The following is a 17,943-nucleotide window of genomic DNA, read 5'->3' as shown; positions in this document are numbered from 1 at the left end:
CCAAACGGTCCGGACGATATGCAACGCAAGACTTTCCGCAATATGCAATGCCCGATCGCCCGCAGCCTCGAGCGTGTGGGCGAATGGTGGAGCATTCTGATTCTGCGCGATGCGTTCTATGGCACGAAGCGCTTCGACGAGTTCCAGCGAAACCTCGATATCGCACCGAATATGCTGACGCGCCGGCTCAACGGGCTGGTCGAGGAAGGCCTGCTGGAAAAGCGCCAGTATTCGGAGCGCCCGCCGCGCTACGAGTACGTGCTGACCGATTGCGGACGGGATTTCCGCCCGGTATTGCTGGCGCTGCTGGCCTGGGGCAATCGCAACTTCGCGCCGGAAGGGCCCAGTGTCCAGATCGTCGATCGCGAAACCGGCAAGGTGGTGGAACCGATGCTGGTGGATACCGAGAACGGCGAGCCGCTGCAGATGGGCAGGCGCCATGTGCTCAGGGCAGGGCCGGCGGCCGATGAGTCCACGCGCGCGAGGCTTTCGTCCGCGACCTCTCATATGACAACGGCGGCTCCGACAGCCCCGGCAGCCCCTCTGGCGCAGGAAGCCGGCAAGGTTGCGTGACGCGCCAGTGCCTTCCAGGTTGCTCCGAGAGCATTTCTGACATAGAGTCCAAGGCATAGCACCCGTCTTCCGACGGTTTTTCCGCCGACTCCGGATACGACCTGATGCCACGTCTTTCCTATCCGTGCCTGGCCCTGGCCGCGTTGCTCGCAGCCTGCACCAGCACACCAATGCCTCCTCCCACCCCGCCACAACGCACGCCGCCCACAAGCGTGGCGCCTCCTGCCGGAAACTATGGCGGCGTCAGTCGGGCGCAGATGGAAGCCGCCGGCAACGCCTGCGAGAAGATGGTCGCTAACGCCGTCAAGAATCGATATCCGCAGCCGGGCAGCGTGATGATGATGCCGGACCGCGAGCGGATCTATCAGCAATCCGCCTCGCAAGCCGGCGTGAGCGGCGAGGGCACGTTCGAGCCAGATGGCACCGAGGAGAGCATGTCATTCCGCTATACGTGCCTCTTCAACTTGCGCACCAACCACGTCGATGACGTGCAGATGCGCTACGGCCCGTACTATTGAACGGGCACCGCGCACCTGTGCACCTGCGCGGCCGCTAGACCATTCCCCCATTCGCGCGTAACACCTGGCCATTGATCCAGGCTCCATCGGGGCTGGCCAGGAATGCCACCGCTGCCGCTATATCTTCAGGTGTGCCCAGTCGTTCGAGCGGATTGAGCTTCGCGAGCCGTTCGATCGTTTCAGGTGATTTGCCGTCGAGGAACAGGTCGGTGGCGGTCGGCCCGGGTGCCACCGCATTGACGGTAATGGCGCGGCCGCGCATCTCCTTGCTCAATACGGCGGTCATCGCTTCCACGGCCGCCTTCGAGGCCGCGTAGATGCCATAGCGCTCCATGCGCAAACCAATGACGCTGGACGAGAGATTGATGATCCGGCCGCCATGGCGCAGGCGGCGGGCAGCCTCGCGCATGGTGTGGAAAGCCCCTTTCAGATTGATGTTCATCACGCGCTCGAATGCTGCGTCGTCAGACGCTGCAATTGTGTCGAGCACCATCACGCCCGCGTTGTTGACGACAACGTCGACGCCGTCGAACGTTGCCTCGGCTGCATCGAACATGCGGGCCACCGCGCTGGCATCGCTGACATCGGCCTGGAAGGTCATGGCCCGGCCGCCACTTGCTTCGAGCTTGCGACGCAGATCCCCGGCGGTGTCCGCGCCGTTCGCATAGTTGATGACGACCGCGAAGCCGTCGCGGGCCAGCCGCGCCGAAATGGCGGCGCCGATGCCGCGTGATGCGCCGGTAACGATGGCGGCCTTTTGTGATTCCCCCTGCGACGGCTGCGAGTGGTCTGTAGTCATGGCATTTCCTCGAATGAACTGAATCGGTGAGGGAACGATAGACCTTACGCCATGCTAGATAAACAGGCAGAATTCGGCATCAATATTCGAAAATCCGAACAATATGGACCGGATCGACGCCATGCGCGTGTTCACGCGAATCGTGGAGCGGCGCAGTTTCACCGCTGCGGCCAAGGACCTGGACTTGCCACGGTCGTCGGTGACCGACGCGGTCAAGCAACTGGAATCGCGGCTTGGCGTGCGATTACTGCAGCGGACGACACGCCACGTGAGCCCGACGCTCGACGGCGAAGCCTATTTCCAGCGCTGTCTGCGGCTGCTGGCGGATTTCGAGGAGGCAGAGGCGGCATTCGCGGGCACTTCACCTAAAGGCGTGCTGCGGGTCGACGTGCAAGGGCAACTCGCGCGCCGCTTCCTGTTTCCGGCCTTGCCGGCATTTCTGGCACAGCACCCGGGCATTACGCTGCAAATCAGCGAGGGCGATCGTTTGGTCGATCTCGTCCGGGAGGGCATCGACTGCGTGCTCCGCGTTGGCGAACCGCAGGACAGCGAAATGGTGGCCAGACGCGTGGCCCGACTGGCGCAACTCACGCTCGCCGCTCCCCCGTACCTTGCGCGGCATGGCAGTCCAGTGTCGATCGAGTCACTTGGCAACCACAGGATGGTCGGATTCCGCTCCACGCTAACCGGTGGCCTGCTGCCGCTCGAATTCATGACCGGTGGGGTACGCAGCGAGGTCATGCTGCCGGCGCCGGTGTCGGTGAGCGGCGCGGAAAGCCTGGTGGCGGCATGTCGGCTCGGCCTCGGATTGATTCAGGTGCCGCGCTACCACGTCGAGGAGGATTTGCTCCGAGGCACGTTGGTCAGCGTGTTGTCGGAAATTCCCCCACCGACGATGTCGGTATCGCTGCTGTATCCCCGGAGTCGTCAGTTGTCGCAGCGAGTGAGAGTGTTTCTCGACTGGGTTTCGGCGGAGTTCGCAAAACATCGTGGAAAGAACGGCGTAGAAGTCGACTGAACGGGCGATACTTGCCAGACATCAGTCAACCGCGCGTTGAAGCGAGTCCAGCAGACCTTGGCGTTTTCCCGTATTGTTGCGACTTGGCGATAGTTGACGTTGCAACGAAATCGCCGTTTCCGACACTCGCTCCCGTTCGACACCGTGCAGAACAACGCCAGCCAGCCAGCCTCCGCCGCCGCGCCCCTCGACACCCCGATGACCGCGCGCGAGAAGCGCGGCATGGCCGCCATCATGATCGCGGTCTCGCTGGCCACGCTCGACACGGCGATCGCGAATACGGCGCTGCCCAATATCGCGGCCGACCTGAACAGCACGCCGGCCGCTTCCGTGTGGATCATCAACGCTTACCAGCTGGCCATGGTGGCGACGCTGCTGCCGTTCGCGGCGCTGGGCGGCATTCTTGGCCATCGGCGGATCTATCTCGCCGGCGTGGTGGTGTTTATCGTCTCGTCGGTGATCTGCGCGATGGCGTGGTCGCTGCCATCGCTGGCCGCCGCTCGCGCGCTTCAGGGCATCGGCGCCTCGGCGATCATGAGCGTGAACACTGCCCTGATCAGCGCCATCTTTCCGATTCACCGCCTTGGCCGAGGTGTCGGGCTCAATGCGCTGGTGGTGGGGGTGTCCTTCGCGGTCGGGCCCACCGTGGCATCGGTCATCCTGTCGTTCGGATCGTGGCCGTGGCTGTTCGCGGTGAACCTGCCGATCGGGCTGCTTGCGCTGGCGATCGCCAATCCGTCGCTGCCGAAGACCAAGCGTAGCGACCATGGTTTCGACCCGGTGGCGGCAATTCTTAACGTCATCACGTTTGCCTCACTGATCTTTGCATTGGGCGAAGGCGTCCAGCGCGCGCCGGCCGAATACGTGGTGGCCGCTGCCATCGTGTTCGTCATTGCGTTCATATTGCTGCTGCGCCGCGAGCGTGGTCACCCGGCCCCGATGTTGCCGGTGGATCTGTTCAAGCGGCCGATGTTCGCGCTCTCGACGCTGACGGCAATCTGCTCGTTTGCGGCGCAAGGGCTGGCCTTTGTGTCGTTGCCGTTCTATTTCGAGCATGTCCTGGGTCGCAGTCCGGTGGAAACCGGGTTCCTGCTCACGCCGTGGTCCGCCGTGGTGGCGCTGATGGCGCCGATCGCGGGCCGCCTTTCGGATCGCTATCCGCCGGGGCTGCTCGGCGGTATCGGTCTGGCGATCATGTCCGTGGGCATGGCATCGCTGGCGCTGATGCCGGCTGACGCCAGCGTCCTCAATATCGGTATCCGCATGGCGATCTGTGGCGCTGGTTTTGGCTTCTTCCAGTCACCCAACCTCAAGGCGCTGATGGCAAGCGCGCCGCGCGAGCGTGCCGGCGGCGCCAGCGGAGTGGTGGCCACGGCACGGCTGCTTGGTCAGGCCACGGGCGCTGCGCTGGTGGCGTTGTCGTACAGCATTGCCGACAGCCACGGCCCGACGCTTGCGCTGGCACTCGGCGCAGGATTCGCGGGTGCGGCGGCTGTTGCCAGTGGGCTGCGGCTGGTGACGCCGCAGAGTGCCGATAGCGCCGCGATGCAAACCGCCAGAAAGTAGTCGGGGCATATCGCCGGACGTCTCCGCCGCCTATAGTGGTCCTGAAGGGGACCACATATCGGGACAATGTCTCGCCTGGGACGTCCAACCGCCCGCCAGAGGCAGGAACGCCTGTCGCCCAGACATGGCGTGCATCGTGACCGGCTGGCGGCGCCGTGCCTCCTGCTGGCGCGCGTGCGAGGGAGGTAGCGATGAATCTAGCCGCCATTCTGGTCAGCGCGAGCGTGGCCGCGTCCGTGGCCGTGTCCTCCACGCCTGTCGAACGGCAGTTGCTTGCCATCAGTCCCCACGATTTTGCCCAGCAGTTCAACGCCGTTGCCCATGAGGCCGGGGCAAAGATGGTCCTGCCGGATTTTCATGCCAAGCCGGGCTGGCATCGGGCCAAGACCAGCGAGGGAATTTCGGTGATGGTGCGCGGGGCGCCGACCGGCTATGCAATCGATGAAGTGATTGTGGTGTGCCAGACCGGCGAGCAATGCCTGCAGACGATTTCCACGGCGGCCCAGGCCATCGACTCGACCATCGACCAGACATTGCTGCAGTACTTCGTGGCCGCGCGCATCGCCGAGCAGATCGGCGAGGTGGCACTGGTGATCTCGGGGCTGGTGTATCTGGTGGTCTCGCCGGACGACCAGGACTACGTGGCGCTGGTTATTCGTCCCTATTTGCCGCAGCAGGAGTTGACCGCGAAGACCCAGGCGGCGCTGCAACCAGCGGCCTTGCCGCCACCCGGCGCCTTAACGATGTAGCGGAGGCGTTGCATGGGCCGCGCGCTCATCGCCATGAGAGCGCTCGACATCATCCATCGCGCGTTGTTCGAGTAGGCGCTGCAGTTCCGTTGCGCCACGATAGTAGTGCGCCAGCAGCAGGCGCAACTCTACGTCATCCAGTGGTTCGCGTAGCAAGTCGCCGTACGCGGCGGCAGCCCGCGCTGCCTGCTGCGCTGCGAAATCGATCAGACCCTGTTTGCCGGCGAGGAAGGGCGGAATCTCCCGAAGACTGACCGGAGGGTCGTCGGCATCCTCGTCAGGGATGCCGGCACGTGCCGCCAGTTCCGCGGCCGCGCAATGCTGCAGGTTGGCGCGATGCGCCAGCTCGGCACGCCACTGAGGTTCCGTAGCCACCGCGGCCACGGCTGCCAACGATTCCGCGCACCGCCTGGCACGGAGGCTGAGCCGCGCCAGTGCAGTGGTCAGTGCTTCCATGACGTACGTCTCCGTTGCATCTCCACCTACTGTAGGTGACGCACGCCCGGTTCGCTCGGGGTACGAATCTTGCGTCCGGCAGTCCTCTTCATGGCGGTCCTTTTACTCCGGCAATACAGCGGTGGCCTCGATCTCGAACAACATGCCGTCCAGCGCCAGTCGCGGCACCGGGATTAGCGTGCAGGCGGGGGCCGGCCAGTCACCGAGCATGGCTTGCCACGCGCGGCTGAAGATCGCCAGACGGTCCATCGAATGGTCGACGATGAGCACGGTGATCTTTGCGATATCAGGAATGTCGGCGCCGCCGGCCTGCAGCGCGACGCGCAGGTTGGCAAGCGCCTGTTTCACCTGCTCCTGGAAGCCGGCACGCAAGCCGCCGATCATGTCTTCCCCGCCTTGCCCGGCCGCGAAAATGATTCTTGCCGGGCGCGTCGCCACAGCCACATGCGAATAGCCGTTGAGCTTGGGATCATACAGATCGGGAGGATTCATGAACTGGAGATAGGGAGCGCGGGGCGGTTCGAGCAGCATGGCAAGGTCCTCAGTGGAAAGTCGCGCCAGTATCAAACCTCAAGCACGCTTGAGGTCAAGCTGTTTGTTGGCGAGTTTTCACGCTACGATGGCGCATCGTCCGTGACCAGCTTTCCACCACCATGAAACGCGCCCTCGAAGATCAGGAAGACCACCCGTTGCGATCCGGCGATCCGCTCACCGTTGGTGAAGTTGCCGCGCGTAGCGGCGTCGCGGTGTCCGCGCTGCATTTCTATGAATCGAAGGGATTGATCTGCAGCACACGAAGTGCCGGCAACCAGCGCCGGTATCCGCGCGGGATACTGCGGCGCCTTGCGGTCATACGGGTGGCCCAGCGCATGGGCTTGCCGCTGTCCGTGATTGCCGAAGCGTTCAGCCGCCTGCCGGATGACAAGGCGCCGACGGTTGCGGATTGGCGGCGGCTCTCGGCCGTATGGCGCGCGGATCTGGACGCGCGCATCCGCACGCTGACCCAACTCCGCGATCAGCTCGATGGCTGTATCGGATGCGGGTGTCTGTCCCTGAAGGAATGTCCGTTGCGCAATCCGCAGGACGCGCTGGCGGAAGAAGGGCCCGGCCCGCATTTCGGGGCCGGGCCCTGTGAGCACCGGAAATCGGGCAAGGCGCGATGACCAGCGCGGCGATGGAGCCGCCGGTCAGGGCGCCACGATCACCCGGGTGCGAATGAAGGCGTCATCCTTCATCAGCGCCTCCGCCCAGCCGGCAGGCGGCACCAGGCTGATGTCGGTAATCGCGTAGCCAATATCGCCCTCGGTCTGCAGTTGCTGGGCGACGATATTCGCGCCGATCTCGGCCAGCGCCTGGTTGAAGTGCGACAGCGTGCCCGGCCGGTTGTAGTGGATGTTGAGCACGCGGGCTGGAGCCTGTTGCGGCGCTGGCTGAATCTGGGGCAGGTTCACCGCGCCCAGGGTCGCGCCGGTTTCGAGAAAGTTGACCAGCTTGGTCGCTACTTCCACGCCGATGTTCTCCTGCGCTTCCTCGGTGCTGCCGCCGACATGGGGCGTCAGGATGACATTCGGCTTGCCCTGCAGCGGCGAGACGAACGGATCGGCGTTACTGCGCGGCTCTTCCGGGAACACGTCGATGGCCGCGCCGGCCAGTTGCCCGTTGTCCAGCAATTGCGCCAGCGCCGGGATATCCACCACGGTGCCGCGCGAGGCATTGATCAGGATGCTGCCATGTCGCATGGCAGCCAGTGCCTTGGCATCCATCAGGTTGCGTGTCTGCGGCGTGGCGGGGACGTGCAGCGTCACCACGTCGGCCTGCGACAGGGCATCTTCGAGCGAGTGCACCGGCATGGCGCCTCCGATCGACAGGCGGGGGCGGATGTCGTAGAACACCACGCGCATCCCCATCGCCTCGGCCAGGATGCCGACCTGCGCGCCGATGTTCCCATAGCCGATCACCGCCATGGTCTTGCCCCGGATCTCGAAGGCGCCCTTGGCGGTTTTCTGCCATTGGCCGCTGTGGGCGGCGCGGCTCTTTTCCGGGATGCGCCGCATCAGCATGATGGCCTGGCCGATGACCAGCTCGGCCACGGAACGTGTGTTCGAAAACGGCGCATTGAAAACCGGGATGCCGGCATGGGCAGCCGCGCCCAGGTCCACTTGGGACGTGCCGATGCAGAAGCAGCCGACCGTGAGCAGCCGCTGCGCCTTGGCGAACGCTTCGGCTGTCAGGGTGGTAGCCGAGCGAATGCCCAGCAGTTCGTGATCGCGCACGGCGGCAAGCAGCGCGTCGCCGGCCAGGGCCTTGCCCTGGGTGGCGAGGTCGATCTGGTGGCGGCCCAGCAACTGCTGGGCGCTGGCGTGGATGTTCTCGAGAAGCAGGGCGCTGGCCATGATGGTCGGGCTGAATGCAGGAGAGTTGGAAAGGCACGGGGCGTCCCTATGCAATATGCGATATGCGGGACGCGCATGGGCACACCTTACCACCGACGCTTACCCGTGCTGTTGACGTGGGCAAGGGGATCAAAGCGATTCCGCCAGGACTCAGGGCCCCCGGAGGAGTCGGGACAGCGAAAACATTCAACTCGTGAGATTAGAAAGCTGAATTCGGACCCGGGAGGAATCTGAGACGATGCAGCTTCTGCGCCGGGAGGGGCGCATTGTCATCGTCAAAAGGAAACAAGAATGAAGCGCGCGCAATCGGCCGTCCTGACTGCCGTGGCAGCGGGAGGGCTACTGGCTCCGCTGGCATGTCACGCCACGGAAGGCGCACTGGGTCGCCCCGTGACCGGCACGAGTGTGTCGCCCAATGTGGCCGTTATCCCGTCCGAGCCGGTCTGGATTGCAAATTTGCAACAGCTTTACATGGACGGATCGATCACTGGCGGCCGGGAAGTGCCGATCGCCGGCAAGACCTCGATCGGTCTCGACGCGAAGGTCGCCTTCACGCTGGCCACGCTGATGAAGGTCTGGGATACCGGCGGAGGGGCGTGGAACTTTGCCTCGAGCTTTACGCTGCCCTACGTCTGGATGTCGGTCCATACAACTGCCGGTATAGGCAATTTCTCGCGTGGGACATCGGATCGGGCCTCCAATCTGTACGACATGTACTTCAGCCCGATCATCGCGGGCTATCACTTCTCGAAGACCAGCCATATGGCGCTGAGCTTCAATGTGTGGGCACCCACGGGCCAGTACGACAAGAATGCGCTGGCTAACCCGAGCCTGAACAACTGGACCTTCGTGCCGCAGATTGCATTTACGCATCTGATGCCGGAATACGGGCTCGAATTCAATGCGGTGGGGGCTTTCCAGTTCTATACGCGGAACACCGCTACCGACTATCAGAATGCGCCGCTGTTCACGCTCGACGTGATGGGCGTGAAGAAATTCGGCAAGTGGGGCGCTGGCATCGTGATGGGCACCGTGCAGCAGTTGGGCAACGACAGCGGTCCGATTGCGGATCGCCTGAACGGATTCCGTGGGCGTGACTTCGCCATGGGCCCGATCGTGACCTACGACACCAAACTCGGCGGCAAGGCACCGCTGTCCCTCTCCCTGCGCTGGGTGCCGACCGTCGCCAGCAAGAACCGTCTGGACAGCACGGCGACGGTGATGGGGAGCGCGACGCTGGTGTTCTGAGGTCGCGGGTTGCCCTTGGATGAAGGGGCCCGCCTGGCAAGGTACTGGGTGCGTGATGGCACCGCGACTCGCGGTATCATCGCGCCCTTTGTCGTTTACGTCTTACCGCCTTGCCTCAAGCCGTACCCCGTATTGCCCCGCCGGCACGCCGGCGTCAGCGCCCGCCGGTCACCCCCGGCCGCGCGCTTGGCCCCAATGATTTCGCGTTCTACCGTGGGTACCTGCAGGGGCTGGACCTCGGGCGTCTGGCCGACCGCTATCTGGACAACGGTCTCGATCTGCGCCTGGTCCGTTCCCAGCTTCTCTGGATCGAAGAAGCGCTGGCGCGAGGCGTCAGGCGTCTGGCTACCCGTCCGCGATCCGGTGGCAGCGGCCAGGAGCGGATGCTCACCGAGTCGGCGTGGCTGGCCCTGATTCATGCACCGGCCGGGGAATCCGTCACAGCCAGGCAGACCCGCCAGCGCAGGCTGCTGCGGGCGCTTGACGCGCTCCAGCCGATGCTGCTGACGCGCCCCACTGCAGCCGATGCGGTGAGTGGCTGGCTCGCCCCGGCCATCGCCGCAAAGCTGGCCGATGCCGGCTGGCAGACACTGGGCGCATTGCAGGCTGCCGTGGGCGCGGGCGGACAAAGCTGGTACCGGCGCGTACCCGGCATCGGCGCGCGGACCGCGCGGCAGGTGGAGAGCTGGTTGCAGGAGCAGGGCGTCCATATCGGCGCGATGGCTGCGGTATTGGCGCCGGGGCCGCTCGAGTCGCTGCGCGCGCCGGGTGCGCGCGCCGATGTCAGGGCGATTCAGGGCTGGCTGGGCGGCTATTAGCCGGAAGGCGGGCACACCTGGCGCGCCTACCGGACGCAGGCCGAGCGGTTCCTGCTATGGACCCTGCACGCGCGAGGCAAGTCCCTGGCGACGGTGACGGCCGAGGATGGCGCCGCCTACATCGCGTTCCTTGCTGATCCGCAACCGTCCGCCCAGTGGGTGGGCCGGCGCGGCACGCCGCGCGATCGCCATGACTGGCGGCCTTTCGAAGGGCCGCTTTCGCCTGCCAGCATCCGTCACGCACGAAAGATCCTCAGCACGCTGTATGGATGTCTGATCGAGCAAGGCCATGCGCGCGCGAACCCGTTCGAGGTGTTGTCCCTCCCGACTGGCGGGGACGCCCCTCGCATCCAGGTTGCCCGCAGCTTCACTGAGCCGCAGTGGCGCTTCCTGCTGCGTCATGTGTCGAGTCTGCCCGCAGACGACCCGCGTGCCGCTCGGTTGACCTTCATGCTGCATCTGGCACATGCCTCGGGGCTGCGTATCTCGGAGCAGGCGGTGGCTACAGTCGGGCATCTGACGTGGAGCGGGCACTGGACGCTTGCGGTGCCGGGCCCCAAGCCGCGCCAGATTCCACTTCCCGAGGCGGTGATCGATGCCCTGCGTGGGCATCTGGCAGCGCGCGGGCTTGGGCGCGGATTCGAAAGCCTGCCGGCTGCGACGCCGCTGATTGGCCGCGTCAAGACTGGTGACGAGGGTGATGCGCTGTCGGTCGCGCAGATCGGCGCGATCTGGAAGCGGTACTTCGCCCAGGCCGCCACCTTGGCGGGGGGCGAGGATGATGCGGCGCAACTGGCCCAGGCCAGCGCGCACTGGATGCGGCACACGGCGGGTGCGCACGCCGTGGCGCGAGGCGTTGCGCTCGAGGTCGTGCAGCAGCAGCTTGGTCATGCGAGCCTGGACACGACGTCAATGTACGTGCTGGCCGCGTGATGGCCGGCAACCCGGCCTTCGTCGATTTCGTTCAGCCCGGCGCTCGAAAAATCTTACTTCGGTCAGCCCCCGACTCAGCGTAACCTGCCCCAATTCCGGGCGATCCGCACGAGAGGGAGCATTCGCATGACACGGGTGGGGCCGTGAACGAACTGATCGATATCGTCACGCCAACGCCGCCGTCGTGGATGCCGCAGACGGTGGGCTGGGCCATGGTTGGCGTCGTGCTGCTTGCCGGGGTGCTCTGGCTGGCCTGGAGGACCGCGCGACGCTGGTACGCCAATCGTTTCCGCCGGGCGGCGCTCAGGGAATTGACTGCCTTGCAGCAGACGGCGGATAGCGCCGAACAGGCCACGCTGCTCTTGTCGCTGGCCGAGCTGCTCAAGCGGCTGGCATTGGTCCAGTGGCCCCGGCACGCCGTGGCGGCCCTGTCTGGCCCGGCGTGGCGCGATTTTCTGCACACCCATGCAGGTGGCGCGGGCGATGCGGTACCGGCTCTCGCGGCGCTGATCGACGATGCCGAGTATCGCGGCGCGGCTACCCTGGCCCAGTGGCCCGAGGCACAGCTTCGGGCAACCCTTGGCGCATGCCGGATCTGGATCGCTGGCTATCGGCACGATGGGCACGATGATCACGTTTGAGTATCCCTGGCTGTTCGCGCTCCTGCCGCTGCCGTTGCTGCTCTGGTGGTGGCTGCCGCCATATCGCGAGGAAAGCGCGTCGGTCCGCTTGCCGTTTTTCGGGGAGGTGGCCAGTGCCGCTGGCCTGAAGCCCGCGCTCGGGGCGCACGTGCCACGGCGCAATCTCGTCCAGTTGCTGCTGGGGCCGATTGCATGGGGGCTGGTAGTCGTCGCGCTGGCCCGTCCGCAGTACCTCGAGCCGCCGCTGCAACGGACCCAGCCCGTGCGCGATCTGCTGCTGGCGCTCGATCTGTCGCAGTCGATGGACACGCGCGACTTCAAGACCCCGTCGGGCGTCCTGGAGCCGCGTGTCGATGCCGTGCGGCAGGTGGTGGCGGATTTCGTGGCGCGCAGGACCGGTGATCGCATCGGGCTGATCGTATTTGGCGATGCCCCGTATCCGCTGGCCCCTTTCACGCTCGACCACGCACTGGTGCGTGAACTGCTGGCCGATATGGTGCCCGGCATGGCCGGGGCCAGTACGTCGCTCGGTGACGCCATCGGCCTCGGTATCAAGATGTTCGACCAGAGTCACGCGCAGGAGAAGGTGATGATTCTGCTGACCGACGGCAATGACACCGCCAGCCGGATGCCGCCGGCTCAGGCGGCCGACATCGCGAAGACGCGCGGCGTGGTGGTCCATACCGTCGGCATCGGGGACCCAGCCACGACCGGCGAGCAGAAGGTCGACCTGGACGCGCTGAAGCACATTGCCAGCACCACCGGCGGCCGGTACTTCTTTGGCGCTGACCAAACCAGCCTGGCCTCCATCTACGCCACGCTGGACCGCGTCACGCCGCACAGGGAGAAGACACTGACCTGGCAGCCGCGCCGCGAATTGTTCATGTGGCCGCTTGGCGCCGCCGTGTTGCTGATGCTGTGCTACCAGTTGGCGATGGCGCTCTACGCGCGCTGGCTGGCGCGGGCGGCTGCGTTGGAATCGACGGCATGAGCGCGTACTTCGAGGCTCTGGCCGAATTCCATTTTCTGCGCCCCTGGTGGCTGCTGGTGCTGCTGGCGGCGATCTGGCTGCCCTGGGCCGTGCGGCGCCGTGGCGATATTCGCCGACGCTGGCGGGGTGTCATCGCGCCCCATCTGCTCAATGCGCTGGTGGTTGGAGAGACCCGCGAGCGCGCGCTGCGCCCGGTACATCTGTCGGCCTTGCTGCTGGCATTGGGCGCCATCGCGCTGGCGGGGCCGACCTGGGAGCGCGAACGGCCGCCGTTTCCGTCAGACAAGGCACCGCTGGTCATTGCCGTCGACCTGTCGCCGACGATGGACGCCATCGACGTGACCCCGACCCGGCTCGAGCGAGCCAAACTCAAGATCAAGGCATTGCTGGCCCGGCGCGACGGCGGGCGCACGGCAATCTATGCGTATGCAGGCTCGACCCATCTGGTACTGCCGCTGACCGATGACCCGACGCTGCTGCAGACGTTCGCCGATGCGCTGCAGACCCGCATCATGCCGGTGCCCGGCAAGGACACCGTGCTGGCCGTGCGGACCATCGACGCAGCGCTGAAGAAGGAGACCGTTCCCGGAACGATCCTGTTGCTGACCGATGGCGTGGAGCCTGCGGCGGTCGAGCCGCTTCATGCCTACGCCCGCTCGGCACGGACGCAAGTAGTGGTGTTGGCCATCGGGACAGCGGATGGCGGTCCGCTGCGCGGTCGCGATGGCACCGCGCCGGGGCTGGACTCAGCCACGCTTCACGCGCTGCGTGCGGCGGACATCGACGTTGCGACGCTGACCCCCGATGGCGATGCCGACGTGGCGTGGGTGCAGCGCCATGTGCGGCAGCACGTGGAACAGGCCGCATCGCCCGACACGGTGCGCTGGCACGACGTGGGCTGGCCCCTGACGATTCCGATCGCGCTGCTGGCGCTGCTGTGGTTCCGCAAGGGCTGGACGATCCGCTGGATCGTCGGCATCGGCGCGGCCGTGGTGCTGGCTGCGCCGCAGGCCGATCTGCGGGCGCAATCCACCACCGCCCCGCGAGCATGGCGCATGGCCGATCTCTGGCTCACGCACGACCAGCAGGGGCGGCGGGCGTTCGAACAGGGCAAGTCCGCGGAGGCCGCGACGCAATTCGACGATCCGATGTGGCGCGGCGTGTCGTGGTACCGCGCAGGCAAGTTTGCCGAGGCCGCGCGCGAGTTCGAGCACATCAGCAGTCCGGACGGGCATTTCAATCTGGGTAACGCGCTGGCGAAGCAGGGCAAGTATCAGGACGCCATCCCGCAGTACCGGCTGGTACTGCAGCAGCGGCCCGGCTGGGCGCCAGCGCAGCGGAACCTGGCGCTGATGCAGGAGTTGATCGAGCGCCAGAAGCAGAACGAGAAGCACGACGAAGAGGCGCCAGACATCAAGCCTGATCAGATCCAGTACGACGCCTCGACGCCACCGCCCCCTCCCGGCGGTGACAAGATGCAGAAAGGCCTCGCGCAGCAAAACGCGGAGATGTGGATGCGCGCGATTCAGACGTCCCCAACGGAACTGCTGGCGCGCAAGTTCGCGCTGCAGAGACAACAGGGGAAGCCATGATCGCGCGCCTGCTTTCCCTGATCGCGTTCTGTATGGCGGCACTGGCCCATGCGGCCGAGCCGGCGCCGATCGTTCGCGTCGAGGTTGGCGGCAACGGTGCCCAGCGTCCCGCCGTGGTTGGGCAGTCCGTCCAGATTTCGGTGACGATCCTGGCGCCGAACTTCTTCATGTCGGCGCCGGTGTTCCCGACGCTTCAGGTGGCTGGCGCCGTGATCACGATGCCCGACGATCGCGCCGTCAACTCGACCGAGACGGTGGGCGGCGTCAGCTATGCGGCGATCACCAAGACCTATGTACTGACTCCGCAAAGCGCCGGCGATTTCACGCTGCCGCAGCCGGAGATCCCGTTTACCTATGCGGGTGGCGACGGCAAGCCGCTCTCCGGCAGCGTCACGTTGCCACCCACGGTGATTCATGCCGGCGGGCAGGTTGGAAGTGGTGCGCCGGGCGCGGCATCCGGCGTGCAGGCAAATGTCGGCACGCTTCCGGCCGGACCGCTCCAGATCACGCAACAGTTCGATCGCCCGGTCACGGGCAAGGATGCTCACCTGCGCGCAGGCGATGCCGTGGTCCGGACGATCACGATCGTCGCGCCCAATGCGCCGGCCATGATGATCCAGCCGCCCGTGCTCGAGGCGCCAGGCGGGGTGAAGCTGTTCAGGGCGGATCCGAAGCTATCCGATGGCGTGGCCGGTGCCGGCGAGACCCCGGGCGGGCGGCGCGTGGAGCGCGTGACCTATGTGTTCGAGTCCAGCGGCACTCACACGCTGCCGGCGGTGACCGTGAAATGGTATGACCCCGCCAGCGGCAAGCCTTCCGAGGCTGTGGCCCCGGCCATTACGGTGGAAGTGGGCCGAGCTGGGGCGGGCCTGGGTCTTGCGCCGACCGGCGACCCGTTCAGTGGGGAGGACTGGTGGCCGGCCTGGCTCGACGGCAGGGTCTTCGCTGGATTGGTGGGGCTGGCCGTGATCGCCCTGGCGGCGTTCGGGCTGCGCAGGCGGATGCCGGCCTGGTGGCATACGCAACGGAAGGCCTGGAAGGCCGCCTGGCGCGAGTTGCGTGGCCCGCTGCCACCGCTCAACCCATAACCGGTCTGAGCGCTATTAAGAATCTTGTAAAAAATCATTCAGATCAGTCAATAAAATATTGCATTCCTTCGCCGAGCCAGGATGCTCATACTGCCCGAGTTCAGGATTGCACCGGGCAAGGAACACTGATGGCACGTAAACAGCAGGAAAGAGCGGCGGCCGCGAGCGCGGCGCCGTCATCGTGGCGGCGGCGCATGTGGCTGGGCACATTGGTCGTAGGGATGGCCGGGGCGGGCGCAGCCGGCACGGTCTGGTATAGCCGGCACAATGGGCAGGGCGTGGACCCCGCGTCGATTCGCGCGGGCGACGGCGTCAGCGGCCCGGCCGGCATGGTGCATGTCCCGGGCGGCGAATTCCTGATGGGTAGTGACCACAAGATGTCCCAGGCCAACGAGCGCCCGGCACACAAGGTACAGGTCAAGGCCTTTTGGATGGATCAGCACCACGTCACCAATGCCGACTTCCGCAAGTTCGTCGAGGCCACGGGCTACCTGACCACGGCGGAGCGCAAGCCGGACTGGGAGACGCTGAGGGTTCAGCTTCCGGCCGGCACGCCACGCCCGCCTGACAGTGCGATGGTCGCGGGCGGGATGGTGTTCGTCGGCACCAACAGCCCGGTGCCGCTGCGCGAATACTGGCGCTGGTGGCGCTTCGTACCTGGCGCGGACTGGCGTCACCCGACCGGCCCGGGCAGTTCCATCGAAGGCAAGGACAATCATCCCGTCGTGCAGGTCTCGTATGAAGACGCGCAGGCGTACGCCAAGTGGGCCGGCAAGCGTCTGCCCACCGAGGCCGAGTGGGAGTTTGCCGCCCGTGGCGGCCTGGAGCAGGCCACCTACGCCTGGGGTGACAAGTTCGCGCCGGATGGCCGGCAGATGGCGAATGTCTGGCAGGGCCAGCAGGTGCAGCCGTTCCCGGTGGTCAGCGCCAAGGCGGGCGGCGCGGCTGGCACCAGTGCTGTCGGCACGTTCCCGGGCAATGGCTATGGGCTCTATGACATGACCGGCAACGCCTGGCAGTGGGTGGCCGACTGGTATCGCGCGGACCAGTTCCGCCGCGAAGCCACGGTGGCGGCAGTGCTGCAGAATCCGACCGGCCCGGCCGATTCGTGGGACCCGACCGAACCTGGCGTGCCGGTGTCGGCGCCCAAGCGGGTCACGCGCGGTGGCTCGTTCCTCTGCAACGAGGACTTCTGCCTCAGCTACCGCCCGAGTGCCCGGCGCGGTACCGACCCGTACACCAGCATGTCGCACCTAGGCTTCCGGCTCGTGATGGATGACGCCCGTTGGGCAGAAGTTCGCAAGCAGCCAGCCGTGGCAATGGCCGCGGGCGGGCAGCAGAACGTGCAGAAATAACGCATCGAAGCGGCAAGCCGCAAAGCAGACATACAAGAGACGCACTGAACCGGAGAGAACCTGATGGAACACGCCCGCGCACCGTGGTTGCGACGCTGGATCAATACCGCGGTCGCGGCCCTTGTCATTGGCGCCACCGCCACCACGCTGGGTGGATGCGCATCCAGCGCGCCGCAGTCTGGCGGCACGCAGGAATCGGCGCAGACCGCCGTCAATGCCGAGGCGGCACTGCCGTCCTGGCGCGATGGGGCCACGCGCAAGACGATCATCAAGTTCGTGGCCGACGTGACGCAGCAGGGCTCGCCGACCTACGTGCCCCCGGCTGAACGGATCGCCGTGTTCGACAACGACGGCACGCTGTGGAGCGAGCAGCCGCTGTATTTCCAGTTCTTCTTCCTGCTCGATCAGGTCAAGGCGGCAGCGCCTTCACATCCGGAATGGAAGAACAATCCGGCGTTCAAGGCGCTGATGGCCAATGACATGGCCGGGCTCATGCGCGAGGAAAAGCGGTTGCTGCCCCTGATCACGGCGGCGAACAGCGGCATGACCGTCGACGAGTATGACCGCACGATTCGCGCATGGATCGATACGGCGCGGCATCCAAAGCTCAACCGGCGCTACACGGACCTCGTCTACCAGCCGCAGTTGGAACTGCTGTCGTACCTGCGGGCCAACGGCTTCAAGACGTATATCGTGTCCGGCGGCACGATCGAGTTCATGCGTCCCTGGACCGAGCGCGTGTACGGGATTCCGCCTGAGCAGGTGGTTGGCTCGACCCAGACAATCACCTATGACGTCCGCGACGGCAAGCCGGTGCTGATGCGTGGTCCGAAACTCGACTTCATCGACGATGGCCCGGGCAAGCCGGTCGGCATCTATCGCCAGATTGGCCGCCAGCCGATCCTGGCGGTGGGCAACTCCGACGGCGACCTGCAGATGCTGCAATACACGATGGCCGGCACCGGCGCGCGCCTGGCCATGCTGGTCCACCACGACGATGCCCAGCGCGAGTTCGCCTACGATCGCCAGTCGAAGATCGGCAAGCTCGACAAGGCGCTTGACGAAGCGACGACGCGTGGCTGGACCGTCATCAGCATGCAGAAGGACTGGGCTCAGATCTATCCCGCCGCGAAGCCGTGAGATGCCCCTTCAGGCTGCCCCCTCCGTTGACCCTTCAGTTGACACTTCAGTTGACCCTTGGGGTT

General features: G+C 65.7%; 19 protein-coding genes. 15 read left to right on the top strand and 4 right to left on the bottom strand.

Features of this window, described 5'->3' with window-relative positions:
* Nucleotides 1-18 precede the first annotated feature (18 nt).
* Complete coding sequence (locus RMET_RS23405) at nucleotides 19-573, top strand: winged helix-turn-helix transcriptional regulator (RefSeq protein ID WP_049799842.1); 555 nt, start codon at nucleotides 19-21, stop codon at nucleotides 571-573.
* Nucleotides 574-677: 104 nt separating this feature from the next.
* Nucleotides 678-1,091, top strand: coding sequence for a hypothetical protein (locus RMET_RS23400; protein WP_011519001.1), 414 nt, complete (start codon nucleotides 678-680; stop codon nucleotides 1,089-1,091).
* A 34-nt stretch (nucleotides 1,092-1,125) separates the two neighbouring features.
* Here RMET_RS23400 and RMET_RS23395 read toward each other — a convergent pair whose 3' ends face one another.
* A complete protein-coding gene (locus RMET_RS23395; RefSeq protein WP_011519000.1) occupies nucleotides 1,126-1,890 on the bottom strand; it encodes an SDR family oxidoreductase in 765 nt (254 codons plus the stop codon).
* Nucleotides 1,891-1,993: 103 nt separating this feature from the next.
* On the opposite strand from RMET_RS23395, the gene RMET_RS23390 reads away from it, so the two are divergent.
* The 3 genes from RMET_RS23390 to RMET_RS23380 all read left to right on the top strand — a co-directional run bounded on the left by RMET_RS23390 (nucleotide 1,994) and on the right by RMET_RS23380 (nucleotide 5,223).
* Nucleotides 1,994-2,908: a LysR family transcriptional regulator gene (locus RMET_RS23390; protein ID WP_011518999.1), complete on the top strand. Its 915-nt coding sequence runs from the start codon at nucleotides 1,994-1,996 to the stop codon at nucleotides 2,906-2,908.
* Between the two features lie 198 nt (nucleotides 2,909-3,106).
* On the top strand, nucleotides 3,107-4,474 hold the full coding sequence (locus RMET_RS23385) for an MFS transporter (protein ID WP_035821629.1): 1,368 nt from the start codon (nucleotides 3,107-3,109) through the stop codon (nucleotides 4,472-4,474).
* Between the two features lie 191 nt (nucleotides 4,475-4,665).
* Nucleotides 4,666-5,223, top strand: a complete 558-nt coding sequence (locus RMET_RS23380; RefSeq protein WP_011518997.1) for a hypothetical protein — start codon at nucleotides 4,666-4,668, stop codon at nucleotides 5,221-5,223.
* Here the strand turns inward: RMET_RS23380 and RMET_RS23375 are convergent.
* A complete protein-coding gene (locus RMET_RS23375; RefSeq protein ID WP_011518996.1) occupies nucleotides 5,212-5,679 on the bottom strand; it encodes a hypothetical protein in 468 nt (155 codons plus the stop codon). The genes RMET_RS23380 and RMET_RS23375 overlap by 12 nt on opposite strands.
* 102 nt (nucleotides 5,680-5,781) lie before the next feature.
* Nucleotides 5,782-6,210 (bottom strand): RidA family protein, encoded by a 429-nt coding sequence (locus RMET_RS23370; protein ID WP_011518995.1) that lies wholly within the window; start codon nucleotides 6,208-6,210, stop codon nucleotides 5,782-5,784.
* 122 nt (nucleotides 6,211-6,332) lie between these two features.
* Between RMET_RS23370 and soxR the strand changes: the two genes are divergently transcribed.
* On the top strand, nucleotides 6,333-6,842 hold the full coding sequence (soxR, locus tag RMET_RS23365) for a redox-sensitive transcriptional activator SoxR (RefSeq protein ID WP_011518994.1): 510 nt from the start codon (nucleotides 6,333-6,335) through the stop codon (nucleotides 6,840-6,842).
* A gap of 24 nt (nucleotides 6,843-6,866) precedes the next feature.
* On the opposite strand, the gene serA is transcribed toward soxR, so the two are convergent.
* Nucleotides 6,867-8,072, bottom strand: a complete 1,206-nt coding sequence (gene serA, locus RMET_RS23360; RefSeq protein WP_029309631.1) for a phosphoglycerate dehydrogenase — start codon at nucleotides 8,070-8,072, stop codon at nucleotides 6,867-6,869.
* A 291-nt stretch (nucleotides 8,073-8,363) separates the two neighbouring features.
* Between serA and RMET_RS23355 the strand changes: the two genes are divergently transcribed.
* The 9 genes from RMET_RS23355 to RMET_RS23320 all read left to right on the top strand — a co-directional run bounded on the left by RMET_RS23355 (nucleotide 8,364) and on the right by RMET_RS23320 (nucleotide 17,878).
* On the top strand, nucleotides 8,364-9,320 hold the full coding sequence (locus RMET_RS23355) for a SphA family protein (protein ID WP_011518992.1): 957 nt from the start codon (nucleotides 8,364-8,366) through the stop codon (nucleotides 9,318-9,320).
* 110 nt (nucleotides 9,321-9,430) lie between these two features.
* The gene (locus RMET_RS34255; protein ID WP_231138570.1) at nucleotides 9,431-10,138 is read left to right on the top strand and encodes a phage integrase family protein; all 708 of its coding nucleotides are present in this window, start codon (nucleotides 9,431-9,433) and stop codon (nucleotides 10,136-10,138) included.
* 93 nt (nucleotides 10,139-10,231) lie between these two features.
* On the top strand, nucleotides 10,232-11,071 hold the full coding sequence (locus tag RMET_RS34250) for a tyrosine-type recombinase/integrase (RefSeq protein ID WP_231138569.1): 840 nt from the start codon (nucleotides 10,232-10,234) through the stop codon (nucleotides 11,069-11,071).
* Nucleotides 11,072-11,214: 143 nt separating this feature from the next.
* Nucleotides 11,215-11,712, top strand: a complete 498-nt coding sequence (locus RMET_RS23345; protein ID WP_011518991.1) for a DUF4381 domain-containing protein — start codon at nucleotides 11,215-11,217, stop codon at nucleotides 11,710-11,712.
* A complete protein-coding gene (locus RMET_RS23340; protein ID WP_011518990.1) occupies nucleotides 11,699-12,703 on the top strand; it encodes a vWA domain-containing protein in 1,005 nt (334 codons plus the stop codon). The genes RMET_RS23345 and RMET_RS23340 overlap by 14 nt, the downstream gene beginning before the upstream one ends.
* Entirely contained in the window at nucleotides 12,700-14,295 is a 1,596-nt protein-coding gene (locus RMET_RS23335; protein WP_011518989.1) for a VWA domain-containing protein, read from the top strand. The genes RMET_RS23340 and RMET_RS23335 overlap by 4 nt, the downstream gene beginning before the upstream one ends.
* A complete protein-coding gene (locus tag RMET_RS23330; protein WP_011518988.1) occupies nucleotides 14,292-15,383 on the top strand; it encodes a BatD family protein in 1,092 nt (363 codons plus the stop codon). The genes RMET_RS23335 and RMET_RS23330 overlap by 4 nt, the downstream gene beginning before the upstream one ends.
* A gap of 128 nt (nucleotides 15,384-15,511) precedes the next feature.
* Nucleotides 15,512-16,738, top strand: coding sequence for a formylglycine-generating enzyme family protein (locus RMET_RS23325; RefSeq protein WP_011518987.1), 1,227 nt, complete (start codon nucleotides 15,512-15,514; stop codon nucleotides 16,736-16,738).
* A 63-nt stretch (nucleotides 16,739-16,801) separates the two neighbouring features.
* Nucleotides 16,802-17,878, top strand: coding sequence for an HAD family hydrolase (locus RMET_RS23320; RefSeq protein ID WP_011518986.1), 1,077 nt, complete (start codon nucleotides 16,802-16,804; stop codon nucleotides 17,876-17,878).
* Nucleotides 17,879-17,943 lie beyond the last annotated feature (65 nt).

Source organism: Cupriavidus metallidurans CH34 (assembly GCF_000196015.1).
GTDB classification, from domain to species: domain Bacteria; phylum Pseudomonadota; class Gammaproteobacteria; order Burkholderiales; family Burkholderiaceae; genus Cupriavidus; species Cupriavidus metallidurans.
Note: the sequence above shows the minus strand (reverse complement) of the source record. Positions and strands in the feature narration are given on the sequence as shown.

Bases quoted from the DNA above. Each gene is read 5' to 3' on its own strand.
- RMET_RS23405 (WP_049799842.1), top strand. From the start codon at position 19: ATGCAACGCAAGACTTTCCGCAATATGCAATGCCCGATCGCCCGCAGC.
- RMET_RS23400 (WP_011519001.1), top strand. From the start codon at position 678: ATGCCACGTCTTTCCTATCCGTGCCTGGCCCTGGCCGCGTTGCTCGCA.
- RMET_RS23395 (WP_011519000.1), bottom strand. From the start codon at position 1,890: ATGACTACAGACCACTCGCAGCCGTCGCAGGGGGAATCACAAAAGGCC.
- RMET_RS23390 (WP_011518999.1), top strand. From the start codon at position 1,994: ATGGACCGGATCGACGCCATGCGCGTGTTCACGCGAATCGTGGAGCGG.
- RMET_RS23385 (WP_035821629.1), top strand. From the start codon at position 3,107: ATGACCGCGCGCGAGAAGCGCGGCATGGCCGCCATCATGATCGCGGTC.
- RMET_RS23380 (WP_011518997.1), top strand. From the start codon at position 4,666: ATGAATCTAGCCGCCATTCTGGTCAGCGCGAGCGTGGCCGCGTCCGTG.
- RMET_RS23375 (WP_011518996.1), bottom strand. From the start codon at position 5,679: ATGGAAGCACTGACCACTGCACTGGCGCGGCTCAGCCTCCGTGCCAGG.
- RMET_RS23370 (WP_011518995.1), bottom strand. From the start codon at position 6,210: ATGCTGCTCGAACCGCCCCGCGCTCCCTATCTCCAGTTCATGAATCCT.
- soxR (WP_011518994.1), top strand. From the start codon at position 6,333: ATGAAACGCGCCCTCGAAGATCAGGAAGACCACCCGTTGCGATCCGGC.
- serA (WP_029309631.1), bottom strand. From the start codon at position 8,072: ATGGCCAGCGCCCTGCTTCTCGAGAACATCCACGCCAGCGCCCAGCAG.
- RMET_RS23355 (WP_011518992.1), top strand. From the start codon at position 8,364: ATGAAGCGCGCGCAATCGGCCGTCCTGACTGCCGTGGCAGCGGGAGGG.
- RMET_RS23340 (WP_011518990.1), top strand. From the start codon at position 11,699: ATGATCACGTTTGAGTATCCCTGGCTGTTCGCGCTCCTGCCGCTGCCG.
- RMET_RS23335 (WP_011518989.1), top strand. From the start codon at position 12,700: ATGAGCGCGTACTTCGAGGCTCTGGCCGAATTCCATTTTCTGCGCCCC.
- RMET_RS23330 (WP_011518988.1), top strand. From the start codon at position 14,292: ATGATCGCGCGCCTGCTTTCCCTGATCGCGTTCTGTATGGCGGCACTG.
- RMET_RS23325 (WP_011518987.1), top strand. From the start codon at position 15,512: ATGGCACGTAAACAGCAGGAAAGAGCGGCGGCCGCGAGCGCGGCGCCG.
- RMET_RS23320 (WP_011518986.1), top strand. From the start codon at position 16,802: ATGGAACACGCCCGCGCACCGTGGTTGCGACGCTGGATCAATACCGCG.